The 22,539-nt window shown below is 73.5% G+C and carries 20 protein-coding genes and 1 riboswitch; of the genes, 16 read left to right on the top strand and 4 right to left on the bottom strand.

Annotation, left to right across the window (positions count from 1 at the left end):
* Positions 1-93: 93 nt before the first annotated feature.
* The 4 genes from QCZ28_RS25905 (at position 94) to QCZ28_RS25920 (ending at position 5,229) form a co-directional block, all read left to right on the top strand.
* On the top strand, positions 94-2,211 hold the full coding sequence (locus QCZ28_RS25905; RefSeq protein WP_279519079.1) for an AAA family ATPase: 2,118 nt from the start codon (positions 94-96) through the stop codon (positions 2,209-2,211).
* A 106-nt stretch (positions 2,212-2,317) separates the two neighbouring features.
* A complete protein-coding gene (locus QCZ28_RS25910; protein WP_279519080.1) occupies positions 2,318-3,235 on the top strand; it encodes a cation diffusion facilitator family transporter in 918 nt (305 codons plus the stop codon).
* A gap of 141 nt (positions 3,236-3,376) precedes the next feature.
* Positions 3,377-3,508: riboswitch (cyclic di-AMP (ydaO/yuaA leader) on the top strand.
* 56 nt (positions 3,509-3,564) lie between these two features.
* Positions 3,565-4,578: a hypothetical protein gene (locus QCZ28_RS25915; RefSeq protein WP_279519102.1), complete on the top strand. Its 1,014-nt coding sequence runs from the start codon at positions 3,565-3,567 to the stop codon at positions 4,576-4,578.
* A 141-nt stretch (positions 4,579-4,719) separates the two neighbouring features.
* Positions 4,720-5,229, top strand: a complete 510-nt coding sequence (locus QCZ28_RS25920) for a hypothetical protein (RefSeq protein WP_279519081.1) — start codon at positions 4,720-4,722, stop codon at positions 5,227-5,229.
* A gap of 95 nt (positions 5,230-5,324) precedes the next feature.
* Here the strand turns inward: QCZ28_RS25920 and QCZ28_RS25925 are convergent, their stop codons facing one another.
* A complete protein-coding gene (locus QCZ28_RS25925; RefSeq protein WP_279519082.1) occupies positions 5,325-5,795 on the bottom strand; it encodes an SRPBCC family protein in 471 nt (156 codons plus the stop codon).
* A 188-nt stretch (positions 5,796-5,983) separates the two neighbouring features.
* Here QCZ28_RS25925 and QCZ28_RS25930 point away from each other — a divergent pair, with 188 nt between their 5' ends.
* Positions 5,984-6,961, top strand: coding sequence for a PfkB family carbohydrate kinase (locus QCZ28_RS25930; protein WP_209444515.1), 978 nt, complete (start codon positions 5,984-5,986; stop codon positions 6,959-6,961).
* Positions 6,958-7,785 (top strand): 5'/3'-nucleotidase SurE, encoded by an 828-nt coding sequence (locus QCZ28_RS25935; RefSeq protein WP_279519083.1) that lies wholly within the window; start codon positions 6,958-6,960, stop codon positions 7,783-7,785. Before QCZ28_RS25930 ends, QCZ28_RS25935 begins: the two co-directional genes overlap by 4 nt.
* 7 nt (positions 7,786-7,792) lie before the next feature.
* Here the strand turns inward: QCZ28_RS25935 and QCZ28_RS25940 are convergent, their stop codons facing one another.
* Entirely contained in the window at positions 7,793-8,155 is a 363-nt protein-coding gene (locus tag QCZ28_RS25940; protein WP_030330302.1) for an STAS domain-containing protein, read from the bottom strand.
* Positions 8,156-8,542: 387 nt separating this feature from the next.
* Here QCZ28_RS25940 and QCZ28_RS25945 point away from each other — a divergent pair, with 387 nt between their 5' ends.
* Together QCZ28_RS25945 and QCZ28_RS25950 are read left to right on the top strand one after the other, a co-directional pair.
* A complete protein-coding gene (locus QCZ28_RS25945) occupies positions 8,543-8,683 on the top strand; it encodes a hypothetical protein (RefSeq protein ID WP_279519084.1) in 141 nt (46 codons plus the stop codon).
* Positions 8,684-8,853: 170 nt separating this feature from the next.
* Positions 8,854-9,252, top strand: a complete 399-nt coding sequence (locus QCZ28_RS25950; protein ID WP_279519085.1) for a hypothetical protein — start codon at positions 8,854-8,856, stop codon at positions 9,250-9,252.
* Between the two features lie 150 nt (positions 9,253-9,402).
* Here QCZ28_RS25950 and QCZ28_RS25955 read toward each other — a convergent pair whose 3' ends face one another.
* On the bottom strand, positions 9,403-12,048 hold the full coding sequence (locus QCZ28_RS25955; protein ID WP_279519086.1) for a cellulose binding domain-containing protein: 2,646 nt from the start codon (positions 12,046-12,048) through the stop codon (positions 9,403-9,405).
* A gap of 354 nt (positions 12,049-12,402) precedes the next feature.
* On the opposite strand from QCZ28_RS25955, the gene QCZ28_RS25960 reads away from it, so the two are divergent.
* The 3 genes from QCZ28_RS25960 to QCZ28_RS25970 all read left to right on the top strand — a co-directional run bounded on the left by QCZ28_RS25960 (position 12,403) and on the right by QCZ28_RS25970 (position 14,214).
* On the top strand, positions 12,403-13,089 hold the full coding sequence (locus tag QCZ28_RS25960; protein WP_279519087.1) for a BON domain-containing protein: 687 nt from the start codon (positions 12,403-12,405) through the stop codon (positions 13,087-13,089).
* Positions 13,090-13,168: 79 nt separating this feature from the next.
* Positions 13,169-13,669, top strand: coding sequence for a redoxin domain-containing protein (locus QCZ28_RS25965; RefSeq protein WP_279519088.1), 501 nt, complete (start codon positions 13,169-13,171; stop codon positions 13,667-13,669).
* On the top strand, positions 13,666-14,214 hold the full coding sequence (locus QCZ28_RS25970) for a thioredoxin domain-containing protein (protein WP_279519089.1): 549 nt from the start codon (positions 13,666-13,668) through the stop codon (positions 14,212-14,214). Before QCZ28_RS25965 ends, QCZ28_RS25970 begins: the two co-directional genes overlap by 4 nt.
* 11 nt (positions 14,215-14,225) lie before the next feature.
* Here the strand turns inward: QCZ28_RS25970 and QCZ28_RS25975 are convergent, their stop codons facing one another.
* On the bottom strand, positions 14,226-17,084 hold the full coding sequence (locus tag QCZ28_RS25975) for a LuxR C-terminal-related transcriptional regulator (protein WP_279519090.1): 2,859 nt from the start codon (positions 17,082-17,084) through the stop codon (positions 14,226-14,228).
* 144 nt (positions 17,085-17,228) lie between these two features.
* On the opposite strand from QCZ28_RS25975, the gene QCZ28_RS25980 reads away from it, so the two are divergent.
* From QCZ28_RS25980 to serS, 5 genes are all read left to right on the top strand, one after another.
* Positions 17,229-17,669, top strand: a complete 441-nt coding sequence (locus QCZ28_RS25980; protein ID WP_279519091.1) for a hypothetical protein — start codon at positions 17,229-17,231, stop codon at positions 17,667-17,669.
* Positions 17,666-18,814: an alcohol dehydrogenase catalytic domain-containing protein gene (locus tag QCZ28_RS25985; protein WP_279519092.1), complete on the top strand. Its 1,149-nt coding sequence runs from the start codon at positions 17,666-17,668 to the stop codon at positions 18,812-18,814. The genes QCZ28_RS25980 and QCZ28_RS25985 overlap by 4 nt, the downstream gene beginning before the upstream one ends.
* 39 nt (positions 18,815-18,853) lie before the next feature.
* On the top strand, positions 18,854-20,035 hold the full coding sequence (locus QCZ28_RS25990; RefSeq protein WP_279519093.1) for a saccharopine dehydrogenase NADP-binding domain-containing protein: 1,182 nt from the start codon (positions 18,854-18,856) through the stop codon (positions 20,033-20,035).
* Between the two features lie 25 nt (positions 20,036-20,060).
* Positions 20,061-21,143, top strand: coding sequence for a MerR family transcriptional regulator (locus tag QCZ28_RS25995; protein ID WP_279519094.1), 1,083 nt, complete (start codon positions 20,061-20,063; stop codon positions 21,141-21,143).
* Between the two features lie 85 nt (positions 21,144-21,228).
* Positions 21,229-22,515, top strand: coding sequence for a serine--tRNA ligase (serS, locus tag QCZ28_RS26000; RefSeq protein WP_279519095.1), 1,287 nt, complete (start codon positions 21,229-21,231; stop codon positions 22,513-22,515).
* Positions 22,516-22,539 lie beyond the last annotated feature (24 nt).

Raw genomic sequence — 22,539 nt, forward strand, 5'->3', positions numbered from 1 at the left:
TCGGGCGCGGCGGGTCGAGCCGGGGGCCGTACCCTTCTGCGGTTGGCCCGCGCGGTTCCCGCCGCCTGCCGGCGACCCTCGAAGGAGCGTGCGTTGACCGACCAGAACGGCCTTGAGCAGGAGATCGCCGTCGAGCAACGACACCTCGACCGGGTGTACGCCCGGCTGGCCGAGCTGCGGCAGTCGGCGGTCCGCGCCGAGCGCGACGGCTACCGGATGGCGCGGGTGGGCACGTTCGGCGCCCTCGTCGAGCGCGACGCGATGGTCTTCCACGCGGCGCAACGGCGGCACACCCTGGACGCCGAGCACGAGGGGCTGGTCTTCGGCCGGTTGGACCTGCGCGACCGTCAGGTGCTGCACGTCGGGCGACTCGGGATCCGCGACGAGGACGCCGTCACGCTTGTCGTCGACTGGCGCGCGCCGGCCGCCGCCGCCTTCTACCAGGCCACCCCGGCGCAGCCGTTGGACGTGGTGCGACGCCGCACGATCCAGTCCCGCGCCGAGCGGGTCACCCGGATCGAGGACGACCTGCTGGACCCGACCGCCGCCCCGGAGGGGATGACGGTGGTCGGTGACGGCGCGTTGCTGGCCACCCTGTCCAAGGCCACCGGTCGGGGCATGCGCGACATCGTGGCGACCATCCAGCGAGAGCAGGACGAGGCGATCCGCTCGCCCGGCTCCGGGGTGACGATCGTCGCGGGCGGCCCCGGCACCGGCAAGACCGCTGTCGCCCTGCACCGGGCCGCGTTCCTGCTGTACTCCGACCGCAGTCGCTACGCGGGCGGCGGCATCCTGGTGGTCGGCCCGTCGTCGGTCTTCGTCGAGTACATCGGCTCCGTGCTGCCGTCGCTCGGTGAGGACACCGCGACCCTGCACTCGCTGGGCACCCTCTTTCCGGGGATGACCGCCACCCGCACCGATCCGCCCGAGGTGGCGGCGGTGAAGGGATCGCTGCGGATGCGCCGGGTGCTGGAGCGCGCGGCCCGCGACGCGGTGCCGGGCGGCCCGGGTGAGTTGCGGCTGCTCTACCGCGGCACGCTGCTGCGGCTGGACCGGGCCACCCTGGACCGCATCCGGGACCGCGCGCTGCACCGCGGCGCGCGGCGCAACGAGGTGCGCCGGGCCGGTTTCGACGGGGTGTTCGCCGCGTTGTGGGCGCAGGCCCGTGAGCTGAGCAGCGGTCGGCTGCCGGAGCAGCCGGCCTTCGAGGCGGAGATCGCCGAGCGGCCGGAGTTCCGCGAGTTCCTCAAGGCGTGGTGGCCCCGGCTGCACCCCCGGCACGTGCTCGGCTGGCTGGCGCAGCCGGACCGGCTGCGCCGGTACGCCGGAGGAATCCTCTCCTCGGCGGAGATCCGGCTGCTCACCGCCGCGTACCGGAACCTGGACTCGGCCGGGCTGACCATCGCCGACGTGGCGTTGCTGGACGAGTTGGACGCGCTGCTCGGTAAGCCCGCGCAGCCGGCCAGGGCGCGACGCGATCCGTTCCAGCTCGCCGGTGGTGTCCGCGAGCTGAGCACCCTCGGCGAACGGCAGCGGGCCGCCCGCGCGGCCGCCCGGGAGCGGCCGGAGGACTACCGGGACTACGCGCACGTGGTGGTGGACGAGGCGCAGGATGTCTCGCCGATGCAGTGGCGGATGGTCGGTCGACGTGGCCGGTTGGCCTCCTGGACGGTGGTGGGCGACCCTGCGCAGACCGCGTGGACCGGTGACCCGGAGGAGCTGACCCGAGCCCGGGACCAGGCGCTGGGCCGGCGCAAGCGACACGAGTTCACGCTGACCACGAACTACCGCAACTCGTCGGAGATCTTCGCGGTGGCGGCGGCGGAGATCCGCCGGCTCTACCCCGACCTGCCGCTGCCGAGAGCGGTCCGCTCCACCGGGGTGGAACCGGTCGAGCTGGTGGTGCCGGCCGCCGGGTTGGAGACCGCGACGGTGGAGGCCGCCGCCGGCCTGCTGGCCGAGGTGGAGGGCACGGTCGGGGTGATCACGCCGGTCCCCCGCCGCGACGAGGTCGCCGGTTGGCTCGGCGCGCTCGGCGCGCCCAGGTTGCAGGTGGTGACCAGCCTGGAGGCCAAGGGCATGGAGTACGACGCGGTGGTGCTGGTCGCCCCGAGCGAAATCCGGGCGGATCCGGGTGCCGGGGTACGCACGCTGTACGTGGCGCTCTCCCGGGCCACCCAGCGGCTCACCACCATCGACCCGACCGCCTGACCTGCGCGGATCGCCGCCAGCGAAAGGCACCGCCCGTACACTTGCACACATAGCGATGTGAGCATACATTTGACCGGGTCCCGGCCGGCGGCGGAAGGTGAATCTCGTGGGCGCAGGTCATGACCACCACCATGGGTCCGTCGCCAATGCCGCACACCAGCACCGGGGTCGACTCTGGGCGGCGTTCGGGCTGCTCGCCACCCTGATGGTGGTCGAGGCGGTGACCGCCCTGCACACCGGCTCACTCGCCCTGCTCTCCGACGCCGGGCACATGTTCACCGACGTGCTCGGCATCGGGATGGCGCTCGCCGCGATCACGGCGACCCGGCGGGCCGCCAACGACCCACAGCGCACCTTCGGGCTCTACCGGCTCGAGGTGCTCGCCGCGCTGGCCAACGCCGTCCTGCTCTCCGGCGTGGCGATCTACGTGGTGATCGAGGCGATCCGTCGGTTCGGCGACCCGCACCAGGTCGTCGCCGGCCCGATGCTCGCGGTGGCCGTGCTCGGTCTGCTCGCGAACATCGCCGCCTTCGCCCTGCTGCGCGCCGGGGCCCGGGAGAGCATCAACCTCCAGGGCGCCTACCTGGAGGTGCTCGGTGACCTGCTCGGCTCGGTCGGCGTCATCGGGGCGGCGCTGCTCATCACCGTCACCGACTGGTGGTGGGCGGACCCCCTGGTCGCGGTCGCCATCGGCGTGTTCATCCTGCCGCGCACCTGGCGGCTGGCCCGCGCCGCCATCCGCATCCTGGTGCAGGCCGCCCCGGAGCACCTCCAGGTGACCGCCGTGCACGACCGGCTGGCCGCGGTGCCCGGCGTCGTCGAGGTGCACGACCTGCACGTCTGGACGCTCACCTCGGGCATGGAGGTGGCCTCCGCACACCTGACCATGGCACCCGGGGCGGAGGTCGGCGCGGTGCTCACCGCGGCGCGTACGGCCCTGCACGACGACTTCCGCATCGAACACGCGACGTTGCAGATCGAGCCGGGCGCCGCCTCCGGCGCGTGTGGCTCCATCGAGTGGTGACGACCTTTTCGGAGCATTGCTCACTTTTAGGGTAATTTTCCGTGATGACGCACGCACCGTCCGTCACATTGGCTGCAACGGCCCCACCGGCACCGGTAGGCTCGGTCCCGGCCTCCACCAGGCGGCGCCTCCCGGCGCCGGTGGCGGTCGCCGCCTAATCGCCCAACCGGGCGAACCGGGGAACCATGTTCCTGGGGTGCATCCGCGTCAGCGGTAGGGATCTTCCGTCCCGAACCCGTCAGCTAACCCGGTCGGCGGCTGACGGAAGGACATGCGCAGTGGCACCAGCACGACCACCCGCCGCCCGACTGGCGGCCCTGATCGTCGCGATGTTCGCCCTCGGCGTCGCGCTTCCGGCCGGCACCGCCTCGGCCGCTCCCCCGACCGGCCTGCGGGCCGCCGCACCCGACTCCGACGAGGAGGGCGGCACCCCGGCGTTGCGCGCCCAACTCGAGGCGGCCAGCAAGGGCTACCTGGACGCCAAGCGCGCCCTGGACACCTCGGTACAACGGCAGAAGCAGCTCACCACCCAGCTGAAGACCATCGAGGTCGAGATCGACCAGCGCAACGGCAAGGTCGGCGAGATCGCCGAGGTGGCGTACCGGACCGGACGACTCGGCGCGATGTCGGCGCTGCTCAACAGCAGCACCCCGGAAGGCTTCATGGACCGGGCAGCCGCCCTGGACGCGGTGGCCGCCAACGAGGACCGGGTGCTGCGCGACCTGCTGCAGAGCAAGGACCAGGCCACCCGCACCCGGGTCGCACTGGACGGCGAGATCACCGAACAGCGCAAGCAGGTCGCGGTGATGGCCAAGCGCAAGGAACAGGCCGAACGGGCCCTGACCGTGGCCACCACACCCAAGACGCAGAGCGCCGCCGACACGGGCTCCAACCGGGGCACCTCCACCGCCAACGCGACGGCCGCGCCGCGCAACTCCGACGGCTCCTGGCCCGCCGAGTCGTGCAGCGTCAACGACCCGACGCCGGCCAGCGGCTGCATCACCCCGCGCACCCTGCACGCGCTCAACCAGGCCAAGGCCGCGGGCTTCACCAGGTACGTCTCGTGCCACCGCCCCAGCGGCTCCGGTGAGCACCCGAAGGGCCGGGCCTGCGACTTCGCCGCACAGAAGGGCGGCTTCGGCGGAGCCGCGACCGGCGGCGACAAGACCTACGGCAACAACCTGGCCGCGTACTTCATCCGTAACGCGGACCGGCTCGCCGTGCTCTACGTGATCTGGTACAAGCAGATCTGGCTGCCCAGCAGCGGATGGAAGTCGTACAGCGGGGCGCACGGAACCCCGTCCACCGACCACACCAACCACGTACACCTGTCGGTCTACTGACCCACGCGTGGTGATGCCTGTGAGTCATCACGATGACTCACAGGCATCACCTGCGTCCGGGGCCGGCTACGTCGCCGGGCGTACCCCTGATGTCGTCGCTCGGCGGACGACCCGGCCGGGGCCGGCGGGCAGCATCGCGGTATGCCTCGGATTCGACCCACCACCCGCAAGGCGCTGCTCACCCTGCACCTCGTCACCTCGCTCGGCTGGCTCGGCACCGACCTGGTGCTGCTCACCCTCGGCATCGCCGTGCAGCGGGGCGCCGACCCGGCGGTGGTCTACCCGGTCACGGCCCTGATCGGCACTGTGCTGTTCGCGCCGCTGAGCGTCCTGGTCTGGCTGATCGGAGTGGCCAGTTCGCTGCTCACCCCGTGGGGCCTGCTGCGGCACCGCTGGGTGCTGGCCAAGCTCGTGCTCACCACGGTGATGGTCGGGCTGGTGCTGTTCCTGCTCATCCCGAACCTGCGCCACGCCGGAGCGGTCGGCGCCGCCCTGCCCGCCCGGGATCGCGCCGACCTGGTCATCGCGCCGGCCGTGTCGACCAGCCTGATGATCATCGCGACGGTGCTCTCCACCTACAAGCCGTGGGGCCGCCGGCGCACCGCCGCAGCCACCCTCACCGGCCGTGGCCGCGCTACCGCACGCCCCTAGCGACACCGCCCACCCATGATCGCGCCCGAACCAGGACTGAGCACGATCATGAAGCGGAGGGGCGGAGGGGCGGAGGGGCGGCGCGCGGCGGTGGGTCAGGCCGGGGGTGGTGGGGGGTCGCCGGCGTGGTCGAGGGCCGCGCCCAGCCGGGTGGCGAGGGCGAGGTGGGCTGCTCGGGCCTGGCGGAACGCGTACCGGAACAGCGGCGTCGGCGCCGTCAGGGTGATCTCCACGTCGATGCGGACCAGGCCGTCGGGCTCGGCGCGCAGCCGGGTGTGGTTGCGCACGGTGGTGGCTGGCCACTGGCGGGCCACCATGACGATCTCGTCGGTCTCGCTGATCAGCACGTCCGCGTGGTAGGTGGTCCGGAAGTGCAGCGGGCCGGCCACCAACCGGTCGTTGATCGTGTAGCTGGCCCGCGCTCCGGGCCGGGGTGGCACCCGGCGGACCCGGACGATCAGCGGATGCAGCTCGCCCTGCCGGGTCAGGTCGCTGAGCAGCGCCGCGGCCTCGGCTGGTGAACTCCGGGCCTGGACGGTGTAGCTGAAGGTATCGCTGCTGAGCACACCGTCTCCCGCCGCCGTTGGTCGCCCGATCGTCCCGTACCGATGTCCGGCTGGCAACGCCCGATCGCCCCGACGCCGCGCCGGGGCCGGGCCGATGCGGTGCCGTGCCCTCATATGTCCCATTAAGATCAGTTAGTGCGAAATCTTCCGAAGATGCCGGAGCGCGGCCACCTGTACGGCGACAACCGATGAGCGGGCACGTGATGGTCTTCGCGCCCACTCCACAGCTGACGGTGACCGTTGACCAGCCCAACGATCACCCCGAGCTGCACCTGCACCCCGGCGGGCAGGGCGTCTGGCAGTCCCGGATGGTGATCTCCCTCGGGGTCGACGTGGTGCTCTGCACCGCCCTCGGTGGTGAGATCGGCCAGGTGCTGGAGCCGCTGCTGGTCAGCGAGGGCGTGGACCTCAAGGTGGTGGTCCGTGACTCCGGCAGCGGCGGGTACGTGCACGATCGCCGGGACGGCTCCCGGCAGGAGATCGTCGACGTACCCGGGCAGCCACTGAGCCGGCATGAGATCGACGAGTTGTACAACCTCGCCCTCGGCGAGGGCCTGCGGGCCTCGGTGAGCATCCTCAGTGGACCCAACGAGCCCTGGCTCGTACCCGCCGACCTGTACCGACGCTTCGCCGCCGACCTCGGCGCGAACGGCGGCCGGGTGGTGGTCGACCTCTCCGGCGATCACCTTGGTTCGGTGCTGGAGAGCGGGGTGTTCTTCCTCAAGGTGAGTCACGAGGAGTTGATCCGCGACGGCCGCGCCCGCAGCGACGACACCGTGGAGCTGACCCAGGCCATGTACGAGTTGCACGCGGGCGGCGCCGAGACCGTCGTGGTGAGTCGCGCCGACCAGCCGGCGTTGGCGCTCATCGACGGGGAGTTGTTCCAGGTCGAGATGCCCCGGCTGGAGGCCGCCGACCCACGCGGCGCGGGCGACTCGATGACCGCCGGAGTGGCGGCCGTCGTGGCCCGGGGCGGGGACATCCGCACTGCCATCCGCACCGGCGCCGCCGCCGGCGCACTGAACGTGACCCGGCACGGCCTGGGCACCGGACGACTGGACTCGATCACCGGCCTGGTGGACCGGGTCCGACTGGTGCCAGCGGACAGCCGGCAGCAGGAGCGGACCACCCCGGACGAGTTGGCCGACCGGGTGGCCGAGCGATGACACTGCGAGTGTTGATCACCAACGACGACGGGATCGCGGCGCCGGGCATCCAGGCACTGGCCTGGGCGGCCAGGCAGCGGGGCCTGGACGTGGTGGTCGCCGCGCCGATGGAGGAGGCGAGCGGCACCAGCGCCGCGATGAGCGCCATGGAACGCGACGGGCGGGTCGTCGTGAACGACCACCCGTTGCCGGACCTGGCCGGTGTGCCGGCGTACGGGGTCGCCGGGTCCCCCGGCTTCATCACGCTGATCGCCCTGCACGGGGCGTTCGGTCCACCGCCGTCGGTGGTGCTCTCCGGGGTCAACCGGGGTGCCAACGCCGGCCGGGCGGTGCTGCACTCCGGAACCGTGGGTGCCGCCTTCACCGCCGCCACGAACGGGTGCCGGGCGATGGCGGTCTCCCTCGACGTGCTCTCGGCCGGCGAGGCGACGGCCGCGAGCGGTGGCGCCGCGGTGGACGCCGCCGCCCGGGTACGCGATGCCGAACGGCACTGGAGCACCGCCGCGCGGGTCGCCCTGGACCTGCTCCCCCGGTTGACCTCCGCGCCGTCGGAGAGCGTGCTCAACGTGAACGCCCCGGACCTGCCGCACGGGCAGCTTCGTGGGGTGCGACGAGGCCGCCTGGCCAGCTTCGGTCAGGTGCAGATGACGGTGGCCGAATCCGGCCACGGCTTCGTCCGTACCTCGCTGGAGGAACCGGGGCAGGCCGCGCAGCCCGGCACGGACGTGGCGTTGCTGGCCGCCGGGTACGCGTCGGTGACCGCCGTCCGAGCGGTCAGCGAGGCGACCGACATCGACCTGACCGGCCTGGACGAGCAGCCCTGACGGGCGCTCAGGCGCCGGGCAGCACCTCGGGGGTGGCGGCGCCGGCGAAGTAGGGCTCCGGGGCGCCGAAGAGGCCGAGCAGGCCCGTCACCCAGAGCTGCCGGTGCACGAACCGGCTCGGCTCGGTGACGACCAGCTTGACGTCGCTGACCTCGGCCGTCTGGAAGCCGGCCACCATGGCGCTGATGCCGACCGAGTCGATGAAGGTGACCAGCCTCATGTTGAGTTCGATGCGCAGCGGCCGGCCCTTGGCCAGCACCTCCGCGATCGCTTCGCGCACCTCGTACGCGGTGTCGACGTCGATTTCGCCCCGTGGGGCGATCTCCACGACACCACCGGACAGAACCGACTTCACGATCGACAGGCTCACGCGAGCACCTCCACCCGCCCGTCCCCCGGGCGCCTCATCAGTACGCGGGCCGCGACCGAGAGTATTCCTCCGATGGCCTCGGTCGCCACCCCTCGGGATGAGCAATTCGCGGATCCGGGCCCAAAAAGCTGCCCATATCCGCACTTTTCAGTATTTGATTACTCAAGAGTTTTTGTTATCCGAGCATCGACGATCAGTCGGGACCGACGCGCCGCCGAACCAGGGTAGCGGTCCGGACGCGGCACGCCCGACAACCGGTCCCCGACGTACGCCCGCCCCGTGCGCCGTCGGCGTGTCGCAGTCGGTCGGCGGGTGTGATCCGCGCCGTCGGTTGCCCACGCGCCCTAGCATCGGCCGGGACACCCGCCGTGACGGAGAGGATCTTCGATGATCAAGCGACTTGCCGGGTTGGCCGGCGTCGGCGCGCTGCTCGCCCTCGTCCTGGCCTGCGGTTTCGGTGGCGGAGACGACGATGACGACGATGACGACGACTTCGCCCGCGGCATCACCGTGTCAGCGGTGCGCTGAGTCGGTGGCGCGCCGGGGTGGCGGCGCGCCGAGCTGGCGGTGCTCCGCGGCGGTCGGGGTTTGCGTCCGGCTGACGCGGGGCACTGCGGGGTGGACGACACCGTGACGCGCTGGAAAGACGCCGAAGTCCGAAGTGGCCGGCGGCTTCGGCACCCGAGGAGGTAACCACGATGTTCGGAACCAACCTGCTGGACCGCCGCAGCAAGCCGGAGCGGATCGCTGAGCAGGCCTGGGAGCACCTGCTCTCGGCGGTCAGCTCCGCCGGAGACAGTGTGCTGGACACCGCCCGCTCGGCCCGTCGCAGCAGCAGTGACCTCGCCGACGGGGCCGGTGACCTGGTGGGATCCGCCGCCGAGGAGGCGCGACGCCGCGCCTCGCTGGCCTTCGACGCGCTCGCCGGCCGCCAGCCGGCACTGCCCTGGACGCTGCTGATCGGCGCCGCGCTCGCCGGCGCGGCGGTCGGATGGGCCGTCGGTTCCGCCGCGCGGGCCGCCGGCAGCCGCGACGACCGTGCCGTGGACGACGTGGAGTTCGTCGACGTCGACCGCCCCAACTCCCCCGCCGTCTGAACGACAGCAGCACGGGCCCCACTCGACCTTTCTCGGGTGGGGCCCGTCGTGGTGCCGGGGTGGAACCGGTCCGCCGGGTGCCGGACCCCTCAGGCGGCCCGGCGGACCGGTGTCTGGTGGTGATCCGGGGTCCCGACCCGGATCACCCGCTCAGCGACTCGTGCAGGTGATGGCCGTCGGGGGCGTGTTGGTGCCGGTCCAGGAGCCGAGGAAACCTGCGGTGGTGCCGGCCCCGGCGGCGAGCGCGCCGTTCCAGCCGCTGTCCCGGACCGTTACCGCGGCCCCGGCCTGGGTGTGGGTGCCGCCCCAGAGTTGGTTGATCCGCTGGCCGTCGGTGAAGGTCCAGCCCAGCGTCCACCCGGCGATGGGGGCGCTGCCGGTGTTGCTGACCGTCAACTCGGCCTGGAAGCCGCCTGACCAGGAGCCGGTCACCCGGTAGGTCGCCGCACATCCGGCGGCCGGCGGCGGAGTGGTCGGCGGAGGCGTGGTCGGGGGCTCGCCGCTGCGCTCGGCGACCAGGATCCCGCGACCGTTGGTGCCGAGGTAGACCCGACCGTAGACACGCGGGTCACCGGTCAACGCCTCGGTCGGGTTGCCGTACTGGTGGCGGTCGTCGTTGACGCGTACCCAGGTCGCGCCGGTGTCGTCGGAGCGGTGCACGCCGGGTTGACCGTTCACCGTGCCGTAGAGGAACACGGCGGGGTTGGTCCGCCCGGGTGCCGCCTTGCCGAAGCCGACGTTGCCGCTGGCGCTGACGCCGCTCAGCCTGGTGAAGCTCGCGCCCGCGTCGGCGGAGCGCCACAGGCCACCCGGCCCGGCCAGCCACACCTCGCCGGCCCGGCCCGGCAGGGCCTTGAACCGCACGTCGGTGGTGGGCAGACCGGTCGCCGCGGTCGGGGTGAAGCTGGCCCCGCCGTCGGTGCTCAGATAGAAGCGCCCGCCGCTGAAGCCGTAGAACCGGGCGGGGTCGACCCGGTCGGACTCGATGGTCGCGTTCGCCGGAATGCCGGTCGACGGCGCCCAGGAGTTGCCGAAACCGACAGCGTGGACGACGCGCTGCCCGGCGTCACCGGGTGCCCAGACGAACCGGCTGCCGTCCGCGGCGGCGGCCACCGTGCCACCCAGGTTGACCCCGGAGGGTTCGGTGCCCTGGAACCAGGTGGCTCCGCCGTCGGTGGAGAAGGCGACGTGACTGTCGTTGGGCCGGTCGGCGTCGGTGAAGTTGCCGGCGCGCACCAGCACCGCGGGCTTGTTCTCCGCGTAGTCCAGGCTGGTGGTGCTCGTGAAGACCGGCTGGGTGAACAGCATCGACGGGATGGTGTCCAGGTCGGTGTGTCGGAACCCGCCGACGTCGCCGAGCGCGCTGATCAGCGGTGCGCCGCTGGGCGGGCTGACCAGGTCGAGGACGGCGGTCTCCTCCAGCCCCCGGACCATCGGCCGGAGCGTGAACTGACCACCGGTGTCCCACCTGGTCAGGTCGGTGGTGCCGTAGATGGTGGCGCCGGTGCCGTACATCATCCGGTTGGAGTCGTGCGGGTCGATCTCCACCGACTCGTTCATCCAGCCGAGCTTGGGGCTCTCCTCAGGCGGCGCGGGGTTGACACCGAAGGTCAGCCAGGGCACCGAGCTGATGTCCATGGTGTAGCGGCGCGACCTCTCCGGGTAGTTGGTGAACTCCCAGATCCGCGTCCAGCTCGCCCCGCCGTCGGTGCTGCGGAAGAAGATGGCGTCCGGCCACCAGGACACCTGGGTGGCGACCAGCAGGGTGTTCGGGCGTTGCCGGTCGATGGTCAGCCCGCTGTAGCCGAAGTAGGCGTCGGCACTGGTGGACGGCACCGGGCTGATCCGCGTCCAGGCCCCGGTCGACCTGGTGAACTTCCAGACGTCGCCCTTGCCGCCGTCGTACGGGCCGCCGGTGTCGCTGGTGGCGATGTAGAGGTGACCGCCGACCGGGTCGACGACGCCCTTGTGGGCGAGGTAGCCGGTGGGCTGACCGGGGATGCGCGCCCAGGTGACGCCGCCGTCGGTGCTGCGGTAGACCGGGTTGTCCTTGTCCGCCACGCCCACGTAGATGGTCTGCGTGGTGGAGCCGGCGGCGCCGGTGCTCTTGTCGAAGCTGACCCAGGTCAGGCCCTGGTTCTGCCCGTTGTAGCCGTTCGGGTCGCTGGGGTCGGCCCGGTAGTTGCCGACGTTGGGGAAGGCGGTGACGCGGGCCCAGGTCGCGCCGTGGTCGGTGCTGCGCCAGAGCCCGTTGCCGCCCTCTGCGCCGTAGTACACGATGCTGTTCCGGTTGGGGTCGACGGCGAGCCGCTCCCCCATTCCCCGCCCCGGCATGTTGCCGCCGTTCTTGAACGGCAGTTCGGTTGCCTGCCAGCTGGCGCCCTTGTCGGTCGAACGCAGGATCGCGCCGTTGTTCGGGTCCCAGCCGTTGGTGTACATGCCGACCGCGGCGTACACCCGGTTGGTCTGCACCGGGTCGGTGGCGATGCTGACCACGCCGTTGTAGCCCCACCGGTCGGCGCCGACCCAGTCGAGCAGCGGCGTCCAGGACTGGCTGCCCTGTTCCCAGCGGTACGCCCCACCGATGTCGGTGCGCGCGTAGATGAGGTTCTTCTCGGTGGGGTTGAAGACGATGCCGGGGACGAAACCGCCGCCGCCGACCGGGACGTTCCGCCAGGTGTACGCCTCCGCCGCGGCCGGGGCGGGGGCCGACCCGGCGGCGGTGAACGGGACCACCACGACGGCGGTGGCGGCGGCCAGCACGGACACGACGGTGCCGGCGAGACTTCTCCGCATCTGCGGTTCCTCTCGATGGAGCCCCGGGGGACGGGGGCGATCGCCTGGTGACGCCGTGGCCCGGGGGACGAGCACGACGACGGGAACGGACGGAGCTGCCCTGGCTCCATCACCCGACGCGACGGCTCCCGCGATCGAGGAACGCGATTACCGTAACCGAAAGCCGCTCGCTTTGGAAGCGCTCCCACCATCGATGTTGGTCCGCGCCTTCCCGCCGTGCCGCCCAGGTCGGGCCACGCCCTCACCCGGTCCGGGCGAGGGCGGCTCACCCCGGGCGGCGGCAGGCTGGCGGCACGGCGGACCTCCGGCCGCGACCAGCGCCAGGTCCGCCATCGCCAGAGCGGAGGAGGACAGATGGCCATCGCGGAGATCAACCGCACCGATCAGGACATCCAGTCCGCCGTCCTCGATGAGCTGACCTGGGAACCGCGGGTGCAGCCGCACGAGATCGGCGTGACCGTCGCCGAGGGCGTCGTCACCCTGACCGGCCGCGTGGACAGCTATGCCAAGAAGTGGGCCGCCGAACGGGCCGCGCACCGGGTCACCTCGGTCCGGGCGGTCGCCAACGACGTGGCCGTGCAGCTGACCGACAGCACCGAGCGCGCCGACAGCGACCTGGCCGCCGCAGCCAGCCACGCGCTGGAGTGGGACGCGTTCGTGCCCATCGAGAAACTCCAGGTGACCGTCTCGGCCGGCTGGGTGACGTTGCACGGCGACGTCGAGTGGGAGTACCAGCGCCGAGCCGCCGAACGCGCGGTCGCCCGACTGACCGGCGTACGCGGGGTCAGCAACGGCATCACCGTCCGACCGGCCAGCGCGCCGGACGGCCACAACCTGGCCGAACGGATCGTCGACGCGCTGGCCCGGGCCGGAGCGACCGAGGCCGAACGGATCAGCGTCCGGGTGCACGGCGACACGGCGATCCTCGCCGGGTTGGTGCACTCGATGCCCGAGCGGGCCGAGGTCGAGCAGGTGGCCTGGTCCGCGCCGGGCATCCGGGAGGTGCAGAACCACATCGCGGTCGCCCCGGTGCTGCGCTGAGCCCGCCAGCGCCGAGCGGGCGCGGAACCACCCGGGGTGGGTGAGCCCACCTCACCCGCCCCGGGAGCAGGCTGGGGGCATGAGTGATCCGAACGGGCTGATCCAACCGGGACGTTCCGCGCCTGGTTTCACATTGCCGGCCACCCCGGACGGGGCTCTCGTCGGGCCTGAGCAGTTCCGTGGCCGGCCCGTCGTACTCGCCTTCTACCCCGCCGACTGGAGCCCGGTCTGCGGGGACCAGATGTCGCTCTACCAGTCGGCGGCACCCGTCTTCGCCCAGTACCAGGCGGCGATGCTCGGCGTGTCGGTGGACGGCATCTGGTCGCACCGGGCGTTCGCGGAGAGCAAGGGCATCGAGTTCCCGCTGCTGTCCGACTTCGAGCCGAAGGGCGAGGTGGCCCGCCGCTACGGCGCGTACCTGCCGGAGCGGGGCGAGGCGGCCCGCGCGCTGGTCGTGCTCGACCCGGCCGGGACGGTGAACTGGAGCTACCTGTCACCGCCCGAGGTGAACCCCGGCGCCGACGGCATCTTCGACGCGCTGGACCAACTCGCCGCCGATCGGGAGGTGATGACCGGATGAGCACGCCACTGCAGGTCACCGCCCGCCTTCGCGACCCGGTGACCACCGAGGACCACATCCGGGGGCCGGCCGACGCGGCGGTGACCATCGTCGAGTACGGCGACTTCCAGTGCCCGTTCTGCGGTGCCGCGTACCCGAACCTGCACGAGTTGCTGCGGCAGCGGACCGACACCGTCCGGCTGGTCTACCGCTACTTCCCGATCGCCAACGTGCACCCGTACGCCGAACGCGCCGCCGAGACGGCCGAGGCCGCCGGTGTCCGGGGCCGGTTCTGGGAGATGCACGACTGGCTCTACGAGCACCAGGACCAGCTCGACCCGGTGCACCTCTCGCTCGGTGTCGAGCAGGTCGGCCTGCCGCCGGACGAGTTGAACGCCGAGGTGGAGAACCGGACGCACGCGGACCGGGTGCGCCGGGACTTCGTCGGTGGCATCCGCAGCGGGGTGAACGGCACCCCGACCCTGTTCGTCAACGGCGTCCGGCACGACGGCGGGTACGACCTGCCCGACCTGCTGACGGCCGTGGACGCCGCCGCCAACGCCTGACCCGTGTCCGTTCAGATCAGCCGCAGCTCGCGCGCCCGCCGGACCGCCTCACGCCGGCGGGTCGCGTCGAGCTTGCGGTAGATGTTGCGGACGTGGGTCTTCACCGTGTTGACCGAGAGGGACAACTCGCTGGCGATCTCCACGTTGGACAGGATGCTCTGCAGATAGCGCAGGATGGTCAGCTCCCGCTCGGTCAGCGGCTCGTCGAGCGCGCCCCGTGGCCCGGTGGCCGGCCCGGCGGTGCTCTGCCCCGCCCCCCGGACGAGGTCACTGACGAGCGCGAAGTGCGCGGTGCCGGCGTCCAGGTGCGCGGCGAGCAGGTCCCGCACGGGCGGCTCGGCCCGGGTGAAGACCCTCCGGCAGCCCTGCGGGCCGGCCAGGTCCAGCGTCTGCTCCAGGATCCGGCCGGCCCGACGCCCGTCCCCGGCCCGCTCGGCCAGCACCGCGTCCAGCAGGCGCGCGTCCAGGCGTACCGGTAACGGCCAGGCGGTGGCGGCCGGCGCCTGCCAGTCCGGCAGGGCGCGCGCGGCGGCTGCGGGGTCTCCGGCCAGCAGTTGCACCTTCGCCAACGTCACCGCGAGCGCCGGGTCGGTCCCCTCCTCGGTGGCGTCGGTCAGCAGGTCGCGGGCGGAGTCCAGGTCGCCCCGCGTGGCACGCAGCTCGGCTTCGGCGGCCCGCAGCAGACCGGTCAACCTGGCGGCGGACGGCCGGTCGGCCAACGCCTCCCGGGCCCGGACGAGCAGCCGCTGGCCGGCCGCCGGGTCGCCGGAGTCGCGGCGCAGCTGAGCCCCGCACAACGCGGCCACCGCCGCCGCCACCGGTTCACCGGCCGCGGCGGCCAGCCACTCGTCGCCCACCTCCGCGTCGCCGGACCAGCCGCCCGCCAGGTCGAGCGCCGGGAGGGCGAGGGCGAGGTTCGCGGTGGCCTCGTCGGGCTGGTCGCGCAGCAGCGCCACCACCGCGAGAGCCAGGTACGCGTAGCCGCAGTCGAGCCGACAGGACCAGCCCCGGCAGGGCGGCATGCCAAGCGCGTCCCGGGCTGCCTGCTCGGCCGCCCGCAGTTCGCCGCGTACCGCGAGCAGCAGCGCGGCGCGGCTGGCGCCGACCAGCTCGGTGCGCGGTCGCTCAGCCTCCCGAGCTGCCGCCCGGGCCCGGACGAACCGGGCGGTGGGCAGCGCGCCGTCGGCCATCTCGACCAGCCCCAGGGCGGTGCCGGTGAACGCCCGCAGGTCCAGGTCGTCCGCAGCGCCGCCGCCACCGGCTGTCGGGGCGGAGCTGAGCACACCGGTCGGCGGGCTGTCCGGCACCCGGGTCGGCGTGGCGTCCGACGGGCGGGTGCGCAACAGGCGAGCGGCGGCGGCCCGCACCTCACCGCGGTCGTCGGCGAGCCGGGCCACGGTCAGCTCCAGCGCGGTGACCAACCGCAGGAACCGGTCCCGGCGCGGCACCGGCAGGCCCGCGGCGTACCCGGCGGCGGCGCGCAGGTGACCGCCGGCCGCCGGTAGGTCACCGGCGTACGCCCGCTCGGCGGCGCAGGCCAACGCCACCTCCGGGTCGGCCCGGATCACCTCCGCTGGCGGCGGCGCGGGTGCCGGCGCGTGCACCGGGCCACTGTCGTAGCGGGTCAGCTCCGGCCAGTGCGCGACGAACAGGTCACCGGCCAGGTCCCAGCGGCCGGCGGCCAGGGCGTGCCGCAGTCCGTCGGCGGGCCGGCCGTCGCCCGCGTACCAGTCGGCGGCCCGCACGTGCAGCTCGCGCAGCTCGTCGGCGGGCAACCGGGCCAGGTCGGCGCGGAGCAGGTCGGCGAGCAGCGGCTCACACCGGTACCAGGGTGGCCGGGTGTCCTCCCGGTGCAGCAGGCCACCGGTCCCGGCCAGGTTGGCCAACGCCTGCCCGGCGTCGGCGCGGCCGGTGAGGGCCTCGGCCAGGTCGGCGCAGACGGTGTCGACCACTGCGGTACGCCGCAGCAGGTCCACCTCGGCCGGGTCGAGCGTCGCCAGCACCTCCTCGTGCAGGTAGCCGGCGATCTCCGGTTGGTCCCCGCCGAACTGCCCCACCCAGCGCTCCGGGTCGGGTTGTCCCCGGATCGCCAGGGCCGCGATGCGCAGCGCGGCCGGCCAGCCGCCGGTGCGCTCCCGAAGCCGGTGCACGGCGTTCGCCGGCAGCGCGGCGGCGTGGGCGGTGAGCAGGTCGGCCACCTCGTCGTCGGTGAACGCCAGCTCGTCCGGGCCGATCTCGGTCAGCTCACCGGCGAGGCGCAGCCGGTGCAGTGGCAGGTGCAGTCCGGCGCGCGCGCCGATCACCAGCCGGAGCCGCCGGCCGGCATGCCGCAGCAGGAACTCCAGGCCGGTCAACGCCCCCGGGTCGGTGACCCGGTGCAGGTCGTCCAGGATCAGCAGCACCGGCCGGTCGGCGGCGGCGAGCGTGGCGGCCAACGCCTCCAGTTGGTCGGGGCGCGGTGGCCGGTCCGGCACCGGGCCGTCGTCGGTCGACCCGATCGCCGAGCGCAGCGCCGCGGCGAGGTACGCCCAGAGCCGGTCGGAGTCGTCGCCGGCCTCGACCGACATCCAGGCCGAGACCGGGGTGTCCGCAGGCGACACCGACAGGTCGCCGGAGTCGGGCACGACCTCGCCGGGCTCGACGTCGGGTGCGGGGCCGCCCAGCCGCACCCAGGAGGCGAGCAGTGTCGTCTTGCCCCAACCGGCCGGGGCGGCCACCACCGTCACCGGTCCCGCACTGCCCTCGTCCAGCCGGCGCAGCAGGCGGGGTCGGGCCACCACCGGTTCCGGCGGCACGGCCGGTGTCAGCCGGGACGCCAACAGCGGTGGCCCCGGCGCCGGTTCGACCCGTACCCGATTCTGTTCCGGCACCCAGCCCCACCCCCACCACGCGCTCCGCCCCCGGTCGGCGAGCGGTTACCCGACCCGGGCCGGTTCACCCCTTCCGGGCGAGCGCGCTTCACCCGGCCGCGACCGACGATCGGGGGACGTGAACCGGGAGGACGGGTGGTGCCGATGGGACGGCTGGCGCGGGCGGGACCCGCCCTCGGCGGCGCGGCGCTGGCCGGGGCGGCACGGTTGCTGCGCGTACCCCGTCGGGGTGGCCGGCGCGGCGCGGACGGCGACGCTGCCGCGCCGGCCCGGTGGGAGGTGGTGACCGTCGACCGGCCGCCGGAGCAGGTGCTTCCCGACGGCCGGTGGCCGGAGCCGCTGCGCCGCCTGGACGGGGCGGTCGAGGTGCGGGTGCGGCCGGCGCCCGGCGACCGCGGCACCGAGCTGGCCGCCCGGCCGCTGGCCGGCGTCACCCCGCCCACCGGGCTGGCCGCGCACCTGGTCGGCGACGACCCTGCTCTGCTGGTCCGCCGGGCGCTGCGCCAGGTCAAGCAGCGGGTGGAGACCGGTGAGGTGCTGCGCGCGGACCGCTCCGCGCTGGACCGCCCCGAGGTTCCCGGGTGAGGGCGCTGTGCTGGGTGGCCGCCGGTGAGCTGGGGGTACGCGAGGTGCCCGACCCGGAGCTGCGCAACGAGCGCGACGTCATCGTGCGGGTGCGGCGCAGCGCCACCAGCGGGGGTGATCTGCCGCTGCTGTCCGGTCGGCACCCGCTGCTGCGCGTCGGCGACGTGCTCGGCGCGGAGTTCCTCGGCGAGGTGGTGGAGGTCGGCCCCGGGGTTCGCCGACACCGGGTGGGCGACCGGGTGGTGGTCGGCGCGAGCGTGGCCTGCGGCGGCTGCTGGTACTGCCGCCAGGGCCGGCACTCCTGCTGCGACAACGCCCATGCCGACCTGGCCAGCGCCGACCCCGACTGGGCCCACTCGGACGCCGGGTGCTTCGGCCGGCCGAGGGCGGCCGGCGGTTTCGCGGGCGGTCACGCCGAGTACGTGCGGGTGCCGTACGCCGACGTGAGCGCGTTCCGGGTGCCGGACGGCGTCGACGACGACCGGGCGGTGTTCGCCGCCGACGCCGCGCCGAGCGGGTGGCTCGCCGCCGAGGTGGGTGCGGTGCGCCCCGGCGACGTGGTGGCGATCTGGGGCGCCGGGGCGGTGGGTCAGTTGGCCGGGTGGGCGGCGGTGCGGCGCGGTGCCACCCGGGTGCTGATCGTGGACCGGTACGAGGAGCGGTTGCGGATGGCCGAGCGGCACTGCGACGCCGAGCCGCTCGACTACCGCCGCGACGACATCGCCGCCGAGCTGCGCGACCGCAGCGGTGGGCGCGGGCCGGACGTGTGCGTGGTGGCGGTCGGCACACCGCCGACCCGGTCGATTGCCGACCGGTTCGGCGGTCAGCACGCCGACCGGCCGGACGCGCTGCGGGAGGCGGTGCACGCCTGCCGCAAGAGCGGCGTGGTGGTGGTGCTCGGCGGGACGGCCGGGTTCGTCGACGCGTTCCCGCTGGGTGCGCTGACCGAGCGGCGGCTCACGCTGCACGGCGCGGGCCGGCCCGACCTGCGCGATGTGCCGATGCTGCTGGACCGGATGGCCCGCGACGAGCTGCGGACCGAGCACCTGGCTACCCACCGACTGCCGTTGGCGCGGGGCCCCGAGGGGTACGCGCTGTTCCGGGACCGGGCCGACGGTTGCGTACGGGCCGTGTTCACGCCGTGACGAGTGTCGATCGGCGGGGGCGAATGGCAGACTCCGGGGATGGCCGTGGAGCGAACGTACGACGTGGTGTTGTTCGGCGCGACCGGGTTCACCGGCGGCCTGACCGCCGAGTACCTGGCCCGACACGCACCGGCCGGGCTGCGCTGGGCGCTGGCCGGGCGCAACCCGCAGCGCCTCGCCGCCGTCCGGGACCGGCTCGCCGCCGTCGACCCGGGCCTGGCCGACCTGCCGTTGCTCACCGCCGACGTGACCGACGCCGACTCGCTACGGGTGGTGGCGGAGAACGCCCGGGTGGTGGCCAGCACCGTCGGCCCGTACATCCACCACGGGGAGCCGCTCGTCGCCGCCTGCGCCCGGGCCGGCACCGACTACCTGGACATCACCGGCGAGCCGGAGTTCGTCGACCTGATGTACGTGCGTCACCACGCCGAGGCGACCCGCAGCGGCGCCCGGCTGGTGCACGCCTGCGGCTTCGACTCCGTCCCGCACGACGTGGGCGTCTGGTTCACCGTCAAGCAACTGCCCGCCGACGTCCCGATCACCGTGGACGGGTACGTGCGCGCCGGCGGCCGGTTCTCCGCCGGCACCTACCATTCGGCGCTCACCGCGTTCTCCCGTACCGGGCAGGCCAGCCGGGCCGCCCGGGAGCGTCGGGCGGTCGAGCCGCGCCCCGCCGCCCGTCGGGTCCGGGCGGTGCCCGGCCGGCTGGCCCGCTCGGCGGAGCTGGGCATCTGGACGGTGCCGCTGCCGACCATCGACCCGCAGGTGGTGCGGCGCTCGGCGGCGGCCCGCCCGGAGTACGGCCCGGACTTCCGCTACCGGCACTTCGCCGCGGTGAAGCGGCTACCCACGGTGCTTGTCGGTGCCGCCGGGCTCGGCGCGCTGGTCGGGCTGGTGAAGCTGCCGCCCAGTCGGCGCTGGCTGCTCGGCCGGCTCTCGTCCGGGCAGGGGCCCACGGCCCAGCAGCGGGCGTCGTCGTGGTTCCGGGTCCGTTTCGTCGGCACCGGCGGTGGGCAGCGGGTGGTCACCGAGGTCGCCGGTGGTGACCCCGGCTACGACGAGACGGCGAAGATGCTCGGCGAGTCGGCGCTGTGCCTGGCGCTCGACAACCTGCCGCCGACCGCCGGGCAGCTCACCCCGGTCGCCGCGATGGGTGACGCGCTGCTCGACCGGCTGGTCCGGGCCGGCCTCACCTTCCGGGTGCTGGAACGCCCGGCTTGACCCTCAACCGGGTCGAGGGGGCAGGATGCCCAGCGTGAGCCACCTGCACAGCATCGGCGAGCTGGCCCGGGCCAGCGGCCTGACGGTCAGCGCCCTGCGCTTCTACGACTCGGCCGGGGTGCTGGAACCGGCCCTGGTCGACCCGGTGACCGGCTACCGCTGGTACACCGACGAGCAGGTCGCGCCGGCCCGGCTGGTGGCCGGACTGCGCCGGATCGGCATGCCGGTGCCGCAGATCGCCGCCGCGGTACGCGCCGAGCCGGCAGTGGTGCACCAGCTGCTCGACGCGCACCTGCGCCGGCTCGCCGACGGGCTCGACGACGCCCGCCGTGAGGTCGACCGGCTCCGGGCCCTGCTGGACCCGACCCCGCCGACCGCCACCACGCTGCTGATCTCCCCCGCCGCCCTGGCCGCCGCGCTCGACGCGGTGCGCTTCGCCGTCACCGTCGACCCGGAGCTGCCGATGCTCGCCGGTGTGCTGTTCGACGTGGAGACCGACGGCGTCCGACTCGTCGCCACCGACCGGTACCGACTGGCGCTGGCTCGGGCCGGGGCCGACGTCGACGGCCCGCCGGTGCGGGTGTTCGTGCCGGTGGCCCTCGTCGACCAGCTCCGGCCACTGCTCGACGCCGCCGACACCTGGCCGGTCCGGCTGACAGTTACGGGCGCGGACCTGCGGGTGCGGGTGGCCGAGGGCACGGTGACGGGCACCGCCCTGCCGTACGACTTCCCGGACTACCGCCGGCTGCTGCGCAAGGCCGTCGGCGAGCGGCCCACCGCGCGCCGGATCCCTGTCGACGTGGCCTCCCTGCGCGCCGCGTTGGCCGACCCGGCGGCCCCCACCGTCGCCCGCGACCATGACGGCACGACCCGTGCGGTCACCGTGCTCGGCGTCGACGACCGGGGCGAGCTGCGGCTGCTCCCCGCCACCGACCTGGGCACCGACGCAATGCGGGTCGGGGTGGACGGTGGTTACCTGCTGGACGCGTTGAACGCGGCCGGAGCGCCGCAACTGGTGCTGGAGCTGGACGGGCCGATCGCCCCGCTGGCCGTACGCCGACCGGACGACGCGGACACCTACTCGGTGCTGATGCCGATCCGGCTCTAGAACCTCCCCGCCCCGGGCCCAGGGGGCCGCGACGGTAGCATCTGGTGATTCACCTGTGACCCCGGACGGAGGCGTACGGAGCAGCATGCTCGACATGGAGTTGATCCGGAAGGATCGCGAAGCAGTGGCGACCGCGTTGGCGAAGCGACTGGATCCCGCCGAGGTCACCCGATCCCTGGACGAGATCCAGCGGCTCGACCAGGAACGACGCGCGCTGATCACGGAGATCGACGCCGAGCGGCAGCGCCGCAAGGCGGAGGCCCGGGCGTACGCGCAGGCAAAGCGGGCCGGCGAGGAGCCGCAGGTCGCCGCGCCGGAGGCGGAGCGTCGGCAGCTCGCCGACCTGGAGTCCCAGCTGGACGAGGTGCAGGCCCGGCTGCGGGACGCGATGAGCGAGCTGCCCAACCTGCCCAGCGACGACGTGGTGGCCGGCGGCAAGGAAGCCAACCGGGTGGTGAAGACCTTCGGTGAGCCTCCGGTGATCGAGAAGGTCCGCGACCACGTGGAGCTGAGCCGGGCGTTGGGCCTGGTCGACTACGAGCGCGGGGTCAAGCTCGGCGGGTCCGGCTTCTGGATCTACACGGGCATCGGCGCCCGGCTGGAGTGGGCGCTGCTCAACTACTTCGTCGACCAGCACATCAAGGCCGGCTACGAGTTCCTGCTCCCGCCGCACCTGCTGCTGGATTCGGCCGGCTTCGCCGCCGGGCAGTTCCCCAAGTTCTACGACGACGTCTACCACCTGGATGCGGCGTCCGCCCCGCGCGGCCAGTTCCTGCTGCCCACGTCGGAGACGGCGATCCTCGGCGCGTACCAGGACGAGATCCTGGAGACCCCGAAGCTGCCGCTGAAGGCGTTCGCGTACACCCCGTGTTACCGGCGGGAGTCGGCCGGTTCGCACTCGGACGAGCGCGGCACGGTGCGGGGGCACCAGTTCAACAAGGTGGAGATCTTCCAGTTCACCCTGCCGGAGCAGGCCGACGCCGCTCTTGAGGAGATGCTCGCCCACGCCGAGAGCCTGGTCGAGGGTCTCGGCCTGCACTACCAGCGCACGCTGCTCTCGGCCGGTGACGCCAGCGCCTCGATGAAGAAGACGCTCGACATCGAGGTGTGGATGCCGAGCACCGGCAAGTACAAGGAGGTGTCGTCGGTTTCCTGGGCCGGCGACTACCAGGCTCGTCGGGCGGCCATCCGCTACCGCGAGCCGGGCGGCAAGCAGACCCGTTTCGTGCACACGCTCAACGGTTCGGCGCTGGCGACGAGCCGGCTCTTCCCGGCCATCCTGGAGCAGTACCAGCAGGCCGACGGCAGCGTCCTGGTCCCGAAGGTCCTTCAGGAGCGCCTGGGCACCGACCGGCTTACCCCCCTGCGCTGAATCAGTCGGCGGCGGGGGGGGGGG

The organism is Micromonospora sp. DH14 (genome assembly GCF_029809455.1).
Lineage (GTDB): Bacteria > Actinomycetota > Actinomycetes > Mycobacteriales > Micromonosporaceae > Micromonospora > Micromonospora parva.